Annotated in this window: 13 protein-coding genes, 1 other RNA gene and 1 riboswitch; of the genes, 11 read left to right on the top strand and 3 right to left on the bottom strand. The window is 59.8% G+C overall.

Features of this window, described 5'->3' with window-relative positions; all coding sequences use genetic code 11:
• Positions 1-114: 114 nt before the first annotated feature.
• Positions 115-194, top strand: a riboswitch (cyclic di-GMP riboswitch).
• 93 nt (positions 195-287) lie between these two features.
• On the top strand, positions 288-1,118 hold the full coding sequence (locus tag JWZ97_RS12475; RefSeq protein ID WP_205429678.1) for a DUF1566 domain-containing protein: 831 nt from the start codon (positions 288-290) through the stop codon (positions 1,116-1,118).
• Between the two features lie 32 nt (positions 1,119-1,150).
• Here the strand turns inward: JWZ97_RS12475 and ftsH are convergent, their stop codons facing one another.
• Together ftsH and rnpB are read right to left on the bottom strand one after the other, a co-directional pair.
• Positions 1,151-3,070 (bottom strand): ATP-dependent zinc metalloprotease FtsH, encoded by a 1,920-nt coding sequence (gene ftsH / locus JWZ97_RS12470; RefSeq protein ID WP_205429676.1) that lies wholly within the window; start codon positions 3,068-3,070, stop codon positions 1,151-1,153.
• 112 nt (positions 3,071-3,182) lie between these two features.
• Positions 3,183-3,551, bottom strand: an RNA gene (gene rnpB / locus JWZ97_RS12465) — RNase P RNA component class A.
• 97 nt (positions 3,552-3,648) lie between these two features.
• Here rnpB and JWZ97_RS12460 point away from each other — a divergent pair.
• Positions 3,649-4,632: a metallophosphoesterase gene (locus tag JWZ97_RS12460; protein WP_205429674.1), complete on the top strand. Its 984-nt coding sequence runs from the start codon at positions 3,649-3,651 to the stop codon at positions 4,630-4,632.
• Position 4,633: 1 nt separating this feature from the next.
• Here JWZ97_RS12460 and JWZ97_RS12455 read toward each other — a convergent pair whose 3' ends face one another.
• Positions 4,634-5,113 carry a CDP-archaeol synthase gene (locus JWZ97_RS12455; protein ID WP_205429672.1) on the bottom strand — a complete coding sequence of 160 codons (480 nt, stop codon included), beginning with the start codon at positions 5,111-5,113 and terminating at the stop codon, positions 4,634-4,636.
• A gap of 255 nt (positions 5,114-5,368) precedes the next feature.
• Here JWZ97_RS12455 and JWZ97_RS12450 point away from each other — a divergent pair, with 255 nt between their 5' ends.
• The 9 genes from JWZ97_RS12450 to JWZ97_RS12410 all read left to right on the top strand — a co-directional run bounded on the left by JWZ97_RS12450 (position 5,369) and on the right by JWZ97_RS12410 (position 15,369).
• Positions 5,369-6,592: an ABC transporter ATP-binding protein gene (locus tag JWZ97_RS12450; RefSeq protein ID WP_205429670.1), complete on the top strand. Its 1,224-nt coding sequence runs from the start codon at positions 5,369-5,371 to the stop codon at positions 6,590-6,592.
• Between the two features lie 102 nt (positions 6,593-6,694).
• Positions 6,695-7,666: a YafY family protein gene (locus JWZ97_RS12445; RefSeq protein WP_205429668.1), complete on the top strand. Its 972-nt coding sequence runs from the start codon at positions 6,695-6,697 to the stop codon at positions 7,664-7,666.
• A gap of 101 nt (positions 7,667-7,767) precedes the next feature.
• Entirely contained in the window at positions 7,768-10,065 is a 2,298-nt protein-coding gene (cas3, locus tag JWZ97_RS12440; protein ID WP_205429666.1) for a CRISPR-associated helicase Cas3', read from the top strand.
• A gap of 494 nt (positions 10,066-10,559) precedes the next feature.
• The gene (gene cas5c / locus JWZ97_RS12435; RefSeq protein ID WP_205429664.1) at positions 10,560-11,540 is read left to right on the top strand and encodes a type I-C CRISPR-associated protein Cas5c; all 981 of its coding nucleotides are present in this window, start codon (positions 10,560-10,562) and stop codon (positions 11,538-11,540) included.
• Complete coding sequence (gene cas8c, locus JWZ97_RS12430) at positions 11,533-13,269, top strand: type I-C CRISPR-associated protein Cas8c/Csd1 (protein WP_205429662.1); 1,737 nt, start codon at positions 11,533-11,535, stop codon at positions 13,267-13,269. Before cas5c ends, cas8c begins: the two co-directional genes overlap by 8 nt.
• Positions 13,270-13,287: 18 nt before the next feature.
• Entirely contained in the window at positions 13,288-14,280 is a 993-nt protein-coding gene (gene cas7c / locus JWZ97_RS12425) for a type I-C CRISPR-associated protein Cas7/Csd2 (RefSeq protein ID WP_205429661.1), read from the top strand.
• A 19-nt stretch (positions 14,281-14,299) separates the two neighbouring features.
• The gene (locus JWZ97_RS12420; protein WP_205429659.1) at positions 14,300-14,662 is read left to right on the top strand and encodes a hypothetical protein; all 363 of its coding nucleotides are present in this window, start codon (positions 14,300-14,302) and stop codon (positions 14,660-14,662) included.
• Between the two features lie 258 nt (positions 14,663-14,920).
• Entirely contained in the window at positions 14,921-15,127 is a 207-nt protein-coding gene (locus tag JWZ97_RS12415) for a 2-oxoisovalerate dehydrogenase (protein ID WP_205429657.1), read from the top strand.
• Positions 15,124-15,369 carry a type II toxin-antitoxin system HicA family toxin gene (locus JWZ97_RS12410; RefSeq protein WP_205429655.1) on the top strand — a complete coding sequence of 82 codons (246 nt, stop codon included), beginning with the start codon at positions 15,124-15,126 and terminating at the stop codon, positions 15,367-15,369. The genes JWZ97_RS12415 and JWZ97_RS12410 overlap by 4 nt, the downstream gene beginning before the upstream one ends.
• Positions 15,370-15,376 lie beyond the last annotated feature (7 nt).

Here is a 15,376-nt window from a genome sequence, read left to right as displayed (position 1 = left end):
GTTTCACACGCCGAGCCGGCGAGCCGTTTAGGAGCCGAAAACGGGTATCTCATACCCGGTATCCCCTTCCTGTTGCATGCATGCTGGACGCTCGCGTACCATCTTGGTGCGGTACATGCCGCGCGCCACACCGGCTGCGAAGCCGGGCCGGAAAGCTCAGGGTCTTAGGATGACAAGACAGCCGGGTTGCCTCTGCCGAACGTAGGGAACGTCCGCCACTCATGGCGGGCAAGGTTCGAAACTTCCTCCAACCCATCTGTCAGGCCTTACCGGTCAGGAGTATGCCTGTGAGTATCTTTACCCCGCCCAAGGCGTTCGGATTACCACTGATCGCCGCGGTCAGCCTGTTGTCCCTTTCTTCCGCCCAGGCCGCGCTGATCGACGTCAGCAACGGCCAGATCTACGACGACGACCTCAATGTTTATTGGGTCAAGGACGCCAACTTTTTCAAGACGCTGGCCGACCGGCATCCGGGCGGTGCCGAGGCTCTCGTCCGTGGGGTCATCAGTGGCGTACGTGGGGTCGTCCACGATACCCCCAATGCCTACGATAACGCCGGGCCGGGCAATTACCGGCTCTCGGCTACCGATTTCGATACCACGACCGGCGCCATGAACTGGTGGGGGGCGCAAGCCTTCGTGACCTACGTCAACAGCCATGTCCGTTTTGGCGATGGCGCGACCGGCTGGCGCTTGCCGACTACCTACGAACTCTCAACCGGCGCTCCGGGCAGCGAGTTGCGGCATTTGTTTTTCAATGAACTCGGGGGACGTTCGGACCGACCCATCACCAGCACGCATGCGAGGGCGGCCAATTACGATTTGTTCCAGAACGTACGGAGCGACTTCTACTGGCTGGGAGACACCGAGTATCCGGCCAATGCGAAATATGTGGAGGTCTTTTCTACCGCGACCGGACGCCGCGGGCTCGGCTTTGACAAGACCAGCAAGGCTTACGTTTGGTCGGTGCGTACCGCGCCGGTCGCCGTGGTGCCGCTTCCGGGGGCATGGGTGTTGTTCGCCAGTGCATCGGCGGGGCTGGGATGGTTAGCCGGGAGCAGAAAAAAGCCTAGCGGAACGCGGCGCGTGTTGGGCATGGGCGCAGCCTCAGGGCGATAGCGGTCGCCCTGAGGCCGAGGGAAGTCGGGCGCCTATACGCGGGAGCCCGCATGGATGATGGCCTTGATCTCTTCGCCGCTCATGACTTCCTTGTCCTGCAGCGCCGCGGCCAGCTTGTCCAGCACGGCGCGCTGCTCGCTCAAAATCTGCGATGCCCGATCCTGGGCTTCTTCCACCAGCGCGCGGACTTCGGCGTCGATCAGGCGTGCGGTTTCGTCGCTGAAATTGCGCTCCTCGGCGCCCTCGACATCCAAATAGACCAAGCGATTGCGCTTGCCGTAGGCCAAGGGGCCCAGCTTCTTGCTCATACCCAGTTGGCAGACCATGGCACGGGCGATCTCCGAGGCGCGCTCCAGGTCGTTCTGCGCGCCGCTGGACACGTGGCCGAACACCAGTTCCTCCGCGGTACGGCCGCCCAGCAGGATGGCGAGCTGGTCTTTCAGCTCCGGTTCGGTGGAGAGGAACTTCTCCTCGACCGGCAGTTGCAGCGTATAGCCCAAAGCCATGCCGCCGCGCGGGATGATGGAGACCTTGTGTACCGGTTCGCCGGTGGGCACGGTTTCCGCCACCAGGGCGTGGCCGGCTTCGTGGTAGGCTACCCGGCGCTTTTCCGGCTCGTTCAGCGTGCGGTTTTTCTTTTCCGGGCCGGTGAGCACGCGGTCGATCGCCGCCTCGAAGTCTTCCAGGGCCACGCTGTTGCGGTCGCGCCGGACCGCGATGATGGCCGCTTCGTTGGCGATGTTGGCCAGGTCCGCACCGACGAAGCCGGGTGTGCGCTGGGCCACCACCCGCAGATCCACGTCCTTGCTCAGCGTCATGGCCTTGGTGTGCAGTTTCAAGATTTCGATACGGTCTTCCAGGCCGGGTTTGTCCACCACGATCTGGCGGTCGAAGCGGCCCGAGCGGAGCAAGGCCTTGTCGAGGATCTCCGGACGATTGGTCGCTGCCAGCACCACCACGCCGACGGAGGGATCGAAGCCGTCCATATCGGTGAGCAACTGGTTCAGGGTTTGCTCGCGCTCGTCGTGGCCGCCCATGACGACAGGTCCGCCGCGCGAGCGGCCTATGGCGTCCAGTTCGTCGATGAAGATGATGCAGGGCGCTTTCTGCCGGGCCTGCTCGAACAGGTCGCGCACGCGCGAGGCGCCGACGCCGACGAACATCTCGATGAACTCCGACCCGCTGATGTTGAAGAAGGGCACGCCCGCCTCGCCCGCGACCGCCCGCGCCAGCAGGGTCTTGCCGGTGCCGGGTGGGCCGACCAGCAGCACGCCTTTGGGCATGCGGCCTCCCAGCCTTTGGATGCGGCTGGGATCGCGCAGGAATTCTATGGTTTCGCCCAGTTCCTGTTTGGCATCGTCGGCGCCGGCGACGTCCTTGAAGCTGACCTTGGACAGTGAGTCGGCCTGGATGCGCACCCGGTTTTTGCCGATGTTGAGAAAGCCGCCGGGACCGCCTCCGCCCATGAAGCGCCGCGCCAACCAGCCCCAGATGAGGAATAGCAGCGCCAGGGGGAGCAGCCAGTTGAGCACGAAATTGCCCAGCCAACTGCTGCCGTAACGGACGGTATATTTCACACCCTGTTTCTCCAGGGCCTGGGCCAGGTCCTGGTTCCACAAGGGCACGGTGAAGAAACGCTTCGCTTCCTCGCCGGGCTTTTCCGGCTTGAGTTCGCCCGAGATGCCTTGTTCGGTCACCACGGCCTTGTCGACTTTTTGTTCGGCGACGCGCTTGAGAAATTCGCTGTAAGGAATTTCGTCCTGCCGGAACTGACTGATAGTCTGCCAAAACCAGATCAGGGCGAATGCCAGGAGGATATAGCCGAGGAGCGGGTGTTTCCCACCGCCGTCGCCGGTACGGCCGGGCTCCCGAGCTTTCTGGAAACCCGTCAGCTTGCGCCACAGGTCGCCGGCGCTTTTGCGGATGCTGTCGAACAGTGCTTGGGAACTCATCGTGACCTCCTGAGAAACAGGGTCGGGGTTGGCTTCAGCACGGACTGCCGAGTGATACGAAAAGTTTCCACAAGGATGTGGAGTGCGTTCGAATGGGAAAATCGAACGAGGAAAAAGGAGTCGGCCGATAAGCCGGGTTCTGTCGTGGACAGTCATTCATCTGGGGCGCGTGTCGCCACGCGTCTCAAGCGACCTACCCGGGAGCCGTGCGGGCCGCACGTTTCGGTTGCCCGAATGCCCCCCTATTTGGTCTTGCTCCGGGCGGGGTTTTCCCTGCCACTTCCGTTGCCGGAAGCGCGGTGCGCTCTTACCGCACCATTTCACCCTTACCGCGTCCCGCGAGGAGACGAGGCGGTATATTTTCTGTGGCACTTTCCGTAGGCTCGCGCCTCCCAGGCGTTACCTGGCGCCCTGCCCTGAGGAGCCCGGACTTTCCTCCATCCGCGGGTGAACCGCGAACAGCGACTGTCTGGCCGACTCCGCGCATAGTCTACCGGCTTATGCCCGCGCTCACCATCGTCGGTTCCGTGTTCGAACGGGACTAAACTTGGATATACCTCATCGTGTGTGTAGCCGTCATGAAACCTTCTTTCGATCACTACCGCTGTCCACCTATCGAGGCTTGGGCCTATCAGCGCCTCGCCGAGCGCGTGGGCCGTTGCCATCTCGACCAGCGCCTGGGGATAGAACACGATTTCGAGGCCCGGGCTTTCGGTTTCGGCCGCACCTTTTTCCATATCGAGAACTGGTTTTCCATCCACACCTGCATCCGGCTCGCCCTGATCGGCACCGGCTTGCATGGGCGCGGCCGGCGCAATGCGCGGGACGTGCAGATACGGCGTCACGAATTCATCCTACCGCACCTGCCCGAGGCCTTCGATGGCTACACCTTGCTGCAGCTTAGCGACCTGCATTTGGACAGCGCGCCGGACATGACCGATGCGCTCATTGCGACGGTGGAGCGGGTCGACGGCTGGGATGCCTGCGTCATCACCGGCGATTATCGCGCCAAGACGCTCGGTCCTTATCAGGCGGCTTTGGAGGGCATGAGCCGGCTCATGCCCCTGCTGCTGGCCACAGGCCCCGTCTACGGCATACTGGGGAACCACGACACCATCCGCATGGTGCCCAGTTTGGAAGACATGGGCATTCGGATGCTGCTGAACGAGTCGATTGCGCTGGAGCGTTCCGGCCTATCCATTTATTTGGCCGGCATCGATGATCCCCATTATTACCGGGCTGAAAACCTGGAAAAGGCCTCGGATTCGCTCCCCGATGAAGCCGTGTCCGTGCTGCTTTCGCATTCGCCGGAAATGTACCGGCACGCGGCCTATGCCCATTTCGACATCATGCTGAGCGGCCACACTCACGGTGGGCAAATCTGCCTGCCCGGCGGGATACCACTGATGCTCAACGCCAATGCCCCGCGCGCCTATTGCGCGGGAGGCTGGCGTTACCGCGATCTGCTCGGCTATACCTCGGTGGGTTCGGGATCCTGCATCGTCGACGTGCGCCTGAACTGTCCTCCGGAAATCACCCTGCACACCCTGCGGCGCGGATGAATCAATACGGCTGCTTGCGGATGTGCAGCCAGTAGAGCAGGCGCGAGAGCACCAGTTCCCATATCAGAAAGGCGCCGACCAGTTCGACGATATCCCCAGCCGCCAAGCCCCATTCCCCGCGGAATAACAATAATGGGAAAAGCGCCTCGGGGATCTGGTCCAGCCCCAGGGCCATGCCGCTGGAGGCGATGCCGAGCCGGCGCTTGCAGAAACTGGAAAACAAATCGCCGGCCATGGTCGCGCCCGCGACCAGCAGCCCCGTCCAGGGCGAGAATCCCAGCCAGGGCGCGAGCAGCGGGGTAAAAAGCAGCGAGCCCAGCACCCCGCGCCAGGTCTTGGACGGCCCGAATATCGGCCGTCCGTCACGCCAGGTTTTACCGCCGTCCAGTGCATGGTCGCCACGCGTGCCCAATAGGCGGGCGATCAGTATGGGGATGCCGTTGGCAATGAAAAGCAGCAGGAGTATCCGTGCGTAAAGCATGGGGCGGTCCCTGTCGGTAAGGGCTGGCGGCGTGAGGCGTGGTAGGTCGTGGGTGGATTCGGCGCATCAGCATAGGAGGCGGGGCACTATGCGTCAAACCCGGTCCGTCGACCGGGTGGGCACCGTCCCGTGCAATTGAAACGCTACGGGAACTCGGTCATCCTCAACGCCGCGTGGGAAAATGAAGGATGAGCCAGGGCCCCGCCTCGTCTTTACCCTGAATATCCGACTACTGTTTTTAACCCGGGAATTTTCGTGTCCTCCGTCATCGTCCACGCCGACCATCTCGGCAAAAAATTCCGCCGTTCCTGGCACAGTGGTTTGTTCTACGGTCTTGCCGACTTTCTGCGCAAGCGGTTGCACCTGAAACCTGGCAATGATCTGAGGCCCGACGAATTCTGGGCCCTGCAGGACATCAGCTTCGAACTGAGGCAAGGCGAGTGCCTGGGCCTGATCGGCCCCAACGGCGCGGGCAAGAGCACCCTGTTGAGACTTATCAACCGCGAATACCGGCCGGACCGCGGGCAGGTGAGGGCGGAGGGCGCGGCGCTCTCGCTCATCCGCCTCGGCAGCGGACTGCAACCGCAATTCAGCGGGCGGGAGAACATCTATCTCCGGTGCTCGCAGCTGGGCCTGGACAAGCTCGACATCGACCGGCGGGTCGACGAGATCGTCGCGTTCGCCGAACTGGAACGCGCCATCGATGCCCCGGTGAAAACCTATTCCGACGGCATGTACGCTCGGCTGGAATTCGCCATCGCCACTTGCGCGACTATGGACTTGCTACTGATCGACGAGGTGCTGGCGGTGGGCGACATCGCTTTTCAGCTGCGTTGCCTCGATCGCCTCGCCTGGCTCAAGCAACAAGGCACCGCCATCGTGTTCGTTTCGCATTCGGAAATGAACATGCGCCAGATCGCCGATCGCTGCCTGCTCCTGTTTGACGGCCGCCAGGTCGCATTGGGCGATCCGGACGCCTTGTTCTACCAATATCATGCGGTCATCGGCTACCTCGATCGCAGCCTCAAGCCGCTGGGTGTCAGTCCGCCGCCACCGCCCGTCCGGAGCGATCTGGTCGCCATCCGTTCCCTCCAACCAGTGCGCCGCAAGGACGAGGCGGTTGCCCGCACCGGAGGAGAACTCGTGCTGGAACTGGCTTACGACGCCTATGCCCCGATAAGCGAAGCCGCGCTCATCGTGCACGTACGCAACCTCGGCCGGGTACTCATCGGCAGCATCGACTCCCGGCTCGCAAACCTCAGCTTCGCGCTCGAGCGTGGTTCGGGCAAGCTGCGCCTGACCCTGCCGTTCCTATCCCTTACCGCCGGCGTCTATCACCTGTCGGCCGGTTTCCTGGGCCCGAACGGGGAATGGCTAGCCTACGGCCGGGACTTGCTCGATCTGCCGGTCGCTCAGGTCCAAACCGGCGAATATTCCGGCCTGGTGGCTTTGGAAGCGCGGTTCGAAACCCCGGAGTAGGATGGGCAAAGCCGTAGGCGTGCCCATCGGCTAAGACCCCGCGATCGAAAACCCGGCATGAACGCCGGCAACGGAAATCAGGCGCAGGACTAAGGACCCGCCATGGAAAAATTCACCCGCATCTGCCGCTTGCACCGCCTTCTGCTCGGCCATCAGCATCCGGTATCCCACCGCACCATTGTCGACAGCCTGCAGTGCTCGCGGGCGACCATCAACCGCGTGATCGAGGAATTGCGCAACCTCACCTGCGACCCGATTCCCTATGACCGGCGGCGCAAGGGCTACCACTATTTACACCCCGAGCGGCACAAAACCGACCTGCCTTTCCTGTTCTTCACCGCGGAAGAACTCAACGCGCTACTGGTGATCGACCGCTATCTGGAAACCCTGGAAACCGGCGTGCTCAACGAAGCCCTGGCGCCCCTGCGCAGTCGGGTACAAGCCCTGCTCGGTGGCCACGGCGAAAGCGATGGTGAAGAACTGCGCCGATGCATCCGCATCCTCCCATTGGGCCAGCGCGGCAAACCGGGACGCTGGTTTTCCCTCTGCGCCGAAGCCGTACTGCAACAGCGGCGGCTGAGCATCGACTATCACAGCCGCGGCAGCGACCGGCGCGAGACGCGGGAAGTTTCGCCGCAGCGTCTCAGCCATTACCGCGACAACTGGTATCTGGACGCTTGGTGCCACAGCCGCGAAGAACTGCGTTGCTTCGCCGTCGAACGCATCCTTCAGGCCGAGTTGTTGGAGCAGCCCGCGCAGGCTATTTCAGACCCCGAACTCGACGCCCACTACGCCGCCAGCTACGGCATCTTCGCCGGCCCCGCGCAGACCGTCGCGCAACTCCGCTTCAGCGCCGAATGCGCCCGCTGGGTCGCCGACGAACACTGGCACCCGCAACAGCGCGGAACCTGGCTCCCCGACGGCCGCTACCAGCTCGAAATCCCCTACGGCAACCCCACCGAACTCATCATGGACATCCTCAAACACGGCCCCGACGTGGAAGTCATAGCCCCACCGGAACTGCGCACCGCCGTCATAACCCGCCTGAAATCCGCGCTGGAAAAATATTCGTGAAACCGGGATTTACAGGCTCAGGTTTTGAGGCAGTGGGTGGGGTAGCATTCGCCTCAAGCTCGTAGGCCGCTTTATTGACAGCATCCGACAAGGAATATCGAATGGAAGAAATCTATTACGCCCATAGCCAGAACGGAGTAGGCGACCGACATGCTCTGGCGGAGCATCTCCGTTGCGTCAGCCGCTTGGCCGGCGAATTCGCCGGAGATTCATCACTGCGCAGCGAAGCCGAATTGGCCGGACTGCTGCATGATCTGGGCAAGTACGGTGAACGGTTTCAGGCGAGGTTGCGTGGTGAAGACCAAGGGTTGGACCATTGGTCGGCGGGTGCCTGGATGGCGTTGTCGGAATATGGCTCCATGGCCGCCGCTTTGGCCATACAAGGGCATCACATAGGTCTGCAGGAGCTCTGCCAGAGCAAAGATGCTTGGCTAAGCGCGCTGCAGCCGGAAAGGCTGCTAGCCAAGCATCCTCTACAACTGGCTTTGAGCCATGCCAGCCTGCCGGAGCTGAAGTCGCGCTTGAGCGCGGACGGCTTGAACCTGGCGAAGCCTGACCGAACCCTATGTGGAATGGAACTTTGCAGCGATCTGCCAAGGATGCTTGATATACGCATGCTGTTTTCGGCTCTGGTTGACGCCGACTTTCTCGATACCGAAGCCCATTTCAATGGCAATAGAGAGGGTAAGGCTTATCGGACCGCCGGACCGGCGTTACACGCCGAGCAAGCATTGAACATTCTGCTGGAACATATCGAGAAGCTTGCGAAACAGTCCGAATCGGATGAGAAAGTGGCCTTAACCCGCGCAGCATTGCGCACCGCTTGCCTGGATGCCGCCGAACAGGACCCCGGCCTGTTCACGCTGACGGCGCCGACCGGCAGCGGCAAAACCCTGGCTATGCTCGCCTTCGCTCTCGCCCATGCCCGGCGACATGGATTGCGCCGAGTGGTCATGGTCATTCCCTATCTCAGTATCATCGAGCAAACCGCGAGGATTTACCGGGAAATCTTTGCTCCCCATTTCGGCCCGGATTATGTCCTGGAACACCACTCCTTGGCCGGCCGAGGGAGTGAAGGGCACAAGAGCGACAATGAGGATGACAGTACCGAACGCCGGCGTCGTCTGTTGTCGGAAAACTGGGATGCGCCGCTGATTATCACGACCAGCGTACAAGCGCTGGAGTCGCTATTTTCCAACCGGCCTTCAGCCTGCCGCAAACTGCATCGGTTAAGGCAATCCGTCATCCTGTTCGATGAGGTGCAAACCCTGCCCCCCTCGCTGGCGGTTCCGTCACTCGCCGCCTTGTCCCATTTGGCGCATGACCACGACTCCAGCGTGGTGTTTTCCACCGCCACCCAACCGGCATTCGAGCATCTGCACGAGGCGGTCCGAATGCACTCGTCGCAAGGCTGGAAGCCCAGGCCGATCGTGTCGAATCCCAGCACGTTGTTCGCGCCCATGAGGAGGGTCGAAGTTTATTGGCCCGAGGCCGGCGAAATGCTGTCCTGGAATGAGTTGGCCGAGCGACTGCTTGAGCAACCTCAGGCGTTATGCGTCGTCAATTTGAAAAGGCACGCCCAGGCTTTATGGGAGGCGATGGCCGATGAAGGCACTTTCCAGTTGTCTACCAACCTTTGTGCCGCGCACCGGCAAGCCGTATTGACGGAAGTCCGTAAGCGTCTCAAGGCACGTCTTCCCGTTCGTATGATCGCGACCCAGTGCATAGAGGCCGGAGTCGACGTTGATTTTCCTGTCGTTTGGCGTGCGCACGGACCCTTGGACGCCATCATCCAGGCAGCCGGCCGTTGCAATCGCGAAGGCAGGCTGGATATGGGGCAAGTGCATGTGTTCATGCCGGAGGATGCCGCTTATCCGCCGGGAGCCTATGCCCAGGCAGCACAAGTCACTGCCATGTGGCTGGAACGACACCGGAAGGTCGGACTGGATTTGGATAATCCCGATTTCATCACTGCCTACTACCGCGAGCTTTACGACATTGGCAGGCCGGAACACTCGAAAAAGACCCGGCAAATCGAGGAATACATCAAGGCCGGAGCATTCCCTGAAACCGCGCACGAATACCGCTTGATTGACCAAGACACGATTAACGTCGTCGTGCCGTATCAGGATGACATGGAGATTTTCCGGCAGTTATCGGACATGGCCGATGAGGAAGGATTAACCGCTTGCTGGATCAAGCAAGCTAGGCCTCTTGTAGTCAGTCTGTTCCGTCCGAAGCAGGATGATGTGGTTTGGGACGGCTTGATCCCGGTAGTAAGCAAGCGGCAGCGTGGTAGGAGCAGAAACGAAGACTGGTTCATCGCGACCGTATCCGAGCATTATCACCCGGTGTTGGGCTATCGGCCGCCGAAGAGCTTGAATCTTTGGATCGGGTGAGAATGCTTTGCTAATGAGTGAGCTGACACCGAAATTACGATCATCCTTCCAAAAGGCTCGACTTGATTTGTGGCCATGGTTTGCCACTTTCGGGATCAACGCGGAATTCCTCTAGGCAGGCATTCAGTTCCCGCCGTTGCCAATCGGTCAACGGGATCGCGCTTGCGTCTTTGGCGATGCTATCTCATAAGACTTCGACCAGGCGAATGCGATCCGGAACACTGAGATTCAAGATTTCGGTCAATAGGGTGGAGTTCATTTCAAAAAGGCACTGGGTTGGCTTCGTAGGTATCGAAGGGGCAGAAGCGACAAGCTCCTGCCCATATTGCCACTAAGTACAGCGTCAGAGTTTCAATCCACTCCCTAATGGGTTAATCAAGGTACAGAGCCTGGTGACAATGCCTTGATCAGGGAGTGCTACAAATCGTATCTTACTTCATGGTGCAATGGAATTTAAGAACAACTTCAGAGACAAAAAAATTGACGACTGAATTTTGTGGCGCTACAGTCTTGACGTCTTCAGTCACGTTGAAAGGTCTCCAGATGCATTGGAAGAGCTTGCGAGAGCTTCGGCTGTTGTTGTTGCGTTTGCCGCCCGGTCGGTTTTACACATTGCTCTTGGCCTCCTGCGCTTTAGTCTATTTGTTGCGCCATTGAAACTGAATTTTGCCGCAGGAGCCGGCCATGAGTTAGTTCCTGCGAAATCCGCACATCAACGCAAAATGGAGAATGTGATGCGAGGAAAAACCCACTGTCTGGACGTCTGGGGCGATTTCGCTTGTTTCACCCGGCCGGAGATGAAGGTCGAGCGCTACAGCTATCCCATCATCACCCCTTCGGCCGCCCGAGGCATTTTCGACGCAATCTACTGGAAGAAGTCCTACGGCTTCTACTGGCAGGTGGAAAAGGTCGAACTGCTCAGTCCACCCAACTACATCGCCTTGCGCCGTAACGAGGTGAAAGATAAGGCGCCGGGCGATAGCACCATCCTGCGCTGGAGAGAAAGGCGGGCCGAGCCGGAACCCTTGTGGGCGGACGGCGACCGCGACCAGTTGGGGACCGACCAAAAAGGCCGCACTCAGCGCCAAACCATGGCATTGAAGAATGTTCGCTACCGGCTCCATGCCCATTTGCACTTCCGGGCGACAGGTCAGGATGTGCGCGGCTTCGATGCTCAGTTCGAGCGCCGTGCCCGCAACGGCCAGTGTTTTCAGCAACCGTATTTCGGTTGCCGGGAGTTTCCTGCGTACTTTGCATTGGTGGAAGCCGAGCAGCCGAATCCCGAGCCTTTCGATATCTGCCTCGATCTGGGTTACGTGCTCTATGACGTATTCGACCTCGGTGCTGACAACGACAATCAGGCAGAGCCCAGTATCAGCGTATTTCACGCTCAACTACGCAAAGGTGTCATGGACGTACCGGCTTATGACGAGCCTGCGGTTTTGAAAGCGGTGGAGGAAGAAGCCCATGCTTGACGCCATCCTGAAGCAAGCCGGTGTGTCGGAACCCGGTTTCACCCGCAAGACGGTCAAATGGGCCATTACCTGTACCCCGGAAGGACGCTACACCGGCGTCGTGCCGCTGGGCGACGAAAAAGGTCTGACCTTTGATAGCAGCCCCAACCTCAGCCAGCCGGAATTGGTCGGTGGCGATACGCCACGAGCGCACTTCCTGGTTGACGGTCTACCGACTGTCGCCCTTTATTGGAAAGACGATCTGGAGCAGAAGGACCAGGATAAATTTCGCGCCAAACATGGCTATTTCGTCGGATTGTTGCAACAGGCCAAGGATGTCGCGCCGTATCTGGAGAGTGTTGTCAGGTTGTTGGCCGACAGCGGCACGATGGATCAAGTCCGATCCGATCTGGCCCGGCTGAAAGCCAAACCCACGGACTCGGCTTGCTTCCGAATAGACTCCCTCAACCCGCTGGAGCAAACCGACTGGCACGATTGGTGGCGTGACTTCCGCGCCACACTCAAAGCGCCGAAATCCAAACCCGCCGTCAAGATGCGCTGCCTGGTCACCGGCGCAGCCGTCGAGCCCGTGGCAACTCATCCGAAAATTAAGGGCCTAGCCGGAGTGGGCGGCCTAGGAACTGGCGATGTGATCGCCGGCTTCGACAAACAGGCGTTTCAGTCTTACGGATTGGAGCAGGCTGCCAATGCCGCCATGTCCGAAGAAACCGCTACCGCTTACGCGGAAACCCTCAATCGGTTGATAGCCGAAAAAGGCGTCAAGCTTGGGAACGTTATTTCGGTTTACTGGTACGAGCGGAGCGTGCCGCCGGAAGACGATCCGTTGCCGATGTTCATCGAGCCCGACGATGGTGGCGGTGCCAAAGCCAGCGCCGAACTGAAAGCCCGCAAGTTGTTGGAAGGCATACGTAGCGGGCAATACCCGGATTTGAGCAGCAACAGCTATTACGCCTTGCTGCTTTCCGGTGCCGCGGGACGGGTGATGGTGCGGGAAGTGATGCAGGGCTCGTTCGAGTCCCTCGTCGCCAACACCGAACGCTGGTTCGGCCATCTGGCCGTCGTCGCCCGAGACGGGAAAGGTTTGGCGTCCAGCCCCAAGTTCCTGGCCGTCGCCGGCAGCTTGGTGCGCGACTTGAAAGACTTACCTTCCCCCATGGTTCAGCAGCTCTGGCGCGCCGCAATCGGTGGCGGCTCCCTGCCTTTTTCCTCACTCGCACAGGCCACGCTGCGTGCCCGCATCGACGTAATCAACGACAACCCCGCATCCCATGCCCGCATGGGGCTCATCAAAGCCTATCACTTGAGAAATGGAGACTCGCATATGCAGCCACACGTAAACCCTGAACACCCTTCTCCCGCCTATCACTGCGGACGGCTGCTCGCCGTGTTGGCCAGGCTGCAGCGTGCCGCCCTAGGCGACGTAGGTGCCGGCGTGGTGCAGCGTTACTACACCGCCGCCAGCCAGACACCGGGACTCGTCATCGGTCGGCTGGTGGCCAATGCCAAAAACCATCTGAACAAGCTGGAAGGAGGTTTGGCGTATTGGTACGAAAACCAAATTGCCAACGTTATGGCGGCACTGACCGATATCCCCGGCACGCTGACTTTGGAGCAGCAAAGCTTGTTTGCGCTCGGTTATTACCAGCAACTCGCAGCGCTTAACGCCGGTAATAAAGACAAGAGCCCTGAGTCGTCAACCGAATCTGTCGCCGCCACCTTAAACTCTTAACCGCAAGGAGCCCCCAACATGGCCATAGAAAACCGCTACGAATTCCTATTCCTGTTCGACTGCGAAAACGGCAACCCCAACGGTGATCCGGACGCAGGCAACGCGCCGCGTATTGATCCCGAAGACATGCACGGCTTGGTATCGGACGTAGCGCTAAAGCGACGGGTGAGAAATTACGTACAGATTGCTCGTGGTAATCAGATGCCGAATGCGATCTTCGTCGAGCACGCCAGCAATTTGAATCGACCAATTGTTCGTGCTCACGAAGAAACGGGGGGATTGCCGGAAAAAGGTGCCTCCAAATCCAAGGTCCGCGCAGCGCGGGAATGGATGTGCCAAAACTTCTTTGACGTTCGGACTTTTGGCGCTGTCATGAGTACCGGCCCCAACGCGGGCCAAGTGCGGGGACCTGTGCAATTCGCCTTTGCCCGCTCACTAGACCCGGTATTACCCCTGGATATTTCTATTACCAGAATGGCGGTAGCGGAAGACGTGAAAGGCGCCAAAAGCTCCGCGGATTTCCAGAAATGGGAAGACGACCAACCTGAAGACAAACTCCGCACCATGGGTCGCAAGAACCTGATTCCTTATGGCCTCTATGCCGCCAAAGGTTTCATCAGCGCCAATCTGGCTCAGGAAACGGGATTCGGTGACGACGACTTGTCTCTATTCTGGGAAGCCTTGGCCAATATGTATGACCACGACCGCTCCGCCAGTAAAGGCTTCATGTCCTGCCGGGGGCTGTATGTCTTCAAGCATGTCGGGACCGACAATGCCAACCCGGAGCAACTCCAGCGCCAGGCCAAACTCGGTTGCGCCCCCGCACATCGCTTGCTCGATTACACCGTAGGCGCAGACGACAAGGCACAAGCGATCGTTGAAATTCACAAACTGGAATCGCCACCCCGTAGTTTCGGTCATTATGAGGTTAAGACCTTTCCCGAGCGGCTACCGACTGGCGTCGAACTTTGGGCATGGAACGATAACAAGCTGATGGAAATTCCATCCTGACTGAGTCCGGAGTATCCCCATGGGCCTAACCCACATCACGACCACCGTAACCAACCTGTCGAAAACTCAACCACCCTACGAAGCCGAGTTTCTCGTCGACACGGGCGCCATCGATTGCCTGGCGCCGGCATCGGCCTTGAAGGCCGCAGGCGTCGAGATAGAGGGACGCGATGTCTACGAGCTCGCCAATGGCGAAGTCGTGGAATATCCCTATGGCTTTGCGAGGATCAACTTCATGGGGGCGGAAACGGTTACGCAGGTCATATTCGGGCCGGAGGACTGCGAACCGATACTTGGCGTCGTCGCGCTGGAAAATACCGGCATCGGTGTTGACCCAGTATCACGTAGTTTAAGGCGAATGGCGGCGAAACCGCTGAAATGAGCGAGCAACGGCACTTGTTCGGCGGAGGAGAGGATCATGAAAATGCAGATTTGGCGGTCTTGCGGCGGACGTCGTCAAAGGCTTCTAACCCTCCCCGGCGCAACCCAATGCCGTTTAGTTAAGAATTGTTCCTGCTGGCTGAGCGGAGCCGAAGCCAGCCGACCGCGCGCGCCGCTCGCTTCGACTCAGCTCGGCGAACGGGTTAACTTAACGGCATTACGGCGTAATCCCCCCGATTGTCAGTCCAGGTTCAAAACTATGAGCGAAATCCACTTTATCGTAGAAGAGTCGGTCGAGGGTGGTTTTCTCGCCCGTGCCGTAGAACAATCCATCTTCACTGAGGCGGCGTTGGTAAAGGCGTTACAGCAGCAGGTGCGTGATGCAGTGCATTGCCATTTTGACGAGGGCGAAGCGCCACGGCTTATTCAGCTGCATTTCACCCGCGAAGAGGTTATCGCGGCATGACAAGGCTGCCGCGCAATCTCACCGGGAGAGAACTCATCGCGGCACTGGAGCGGGTCGGCGATCGGGTAACTCGGCAGACAGGAAGTCATATCCGCTTCAGTTGCGGAACTCCGGTGCCGCACCACGCCACCGTGCCCCACCACGAGTTATTACGCATCGGCACATTGGCTGACATCCTCGTGGACGTCTTGCGCCACCAGAAAATTAGCCGTGACGAACTGATCGACAAGCTACTTGGATGACAACTCG

It is taken from the genome of Methylococcus sp. EFPC2 (assembly GCF_016925495.1).
Taxonomy (GTDB): Bacteria; Pseudomonadota; Gammaproteobacteria; order Methylococcales; family Methylococcaceae; genus EFPC2.
Note: the sequence above shows the minus strand (reverse complement) of the source record. Positions and strands in the feature narration are given on the sequence as shown.

Bases quoted from the DNA above. Each gene is read 5' to 3' on its own strand.
- ftsH (WP_205429676.1), bottom strand. From the start codon at position 3,070: ATGAGTTCCCAAGCACTGTTCGACAGCATCCGCAAAAGCGCCGGCGAC.
- JWZ97_RS12460 (WP_205429674.1), top strand. From the start codon at position 3,649: ATGAAACCTTCTTTCGATCACTACCGCTGTCCACCTATCGAGGCTTGG.
- JWZ97_RS12455 (WP_205429672.1), bottom strand. From the start codon at position 5,113: ATGCTTTACGCACGGATACTCCTGCTGCTTTTCATTGCCAACGGCATC.
- JWZ97_RS12445 (WP_205429668.1), top strand. From the start codon at position 6,695: ATGGAAAAATTCACCCGCATCTGCCGCTTGCACCGCCTTCTGCTCGGC.
- cas3 (WP_205429666.1), top strand. From the start codon at position 7,768: ATGGAAGAAATCTATTACGCCCATAGCCAGAACGGAGTAGGCGACCGA.
- cas8c (WP_205429662.1), top strand. From the start codon at position 11,533: ATGCTTGACGCCATCCTGAAGCAAGCCGGTGTGTCGGAACCCGGTTTC.
- cas7c (WP_205429661.1), top strand. From the start codon at position 13,288: ATGGCCATAGAAAACCGCTACGAATTCCTATTCCTGTTCGACTGCGAA.
- JWZ97_RS12420 (WP_205429659.1), top strand. From the start codon at position 14,300: ATGGGCCTAACCCACATCACGACCACCGTAACCAACCTGTCGAAAACT.
- JWZ97_RS12415 (WP_205429657.1), top strand. From the start codon at position 14,921: ATGAGCGAAATCCACTTTATCGTAGAAGAGTCGGTCGAGGGTGGTTTT.
- JWZ97_RS12410 (WP_205429655.1), top strand. From the start codon at position 15,124: ATGACAAGGCTGCCGCGCAATCTCACCGGGAGAGAACTCATCGCGGCA.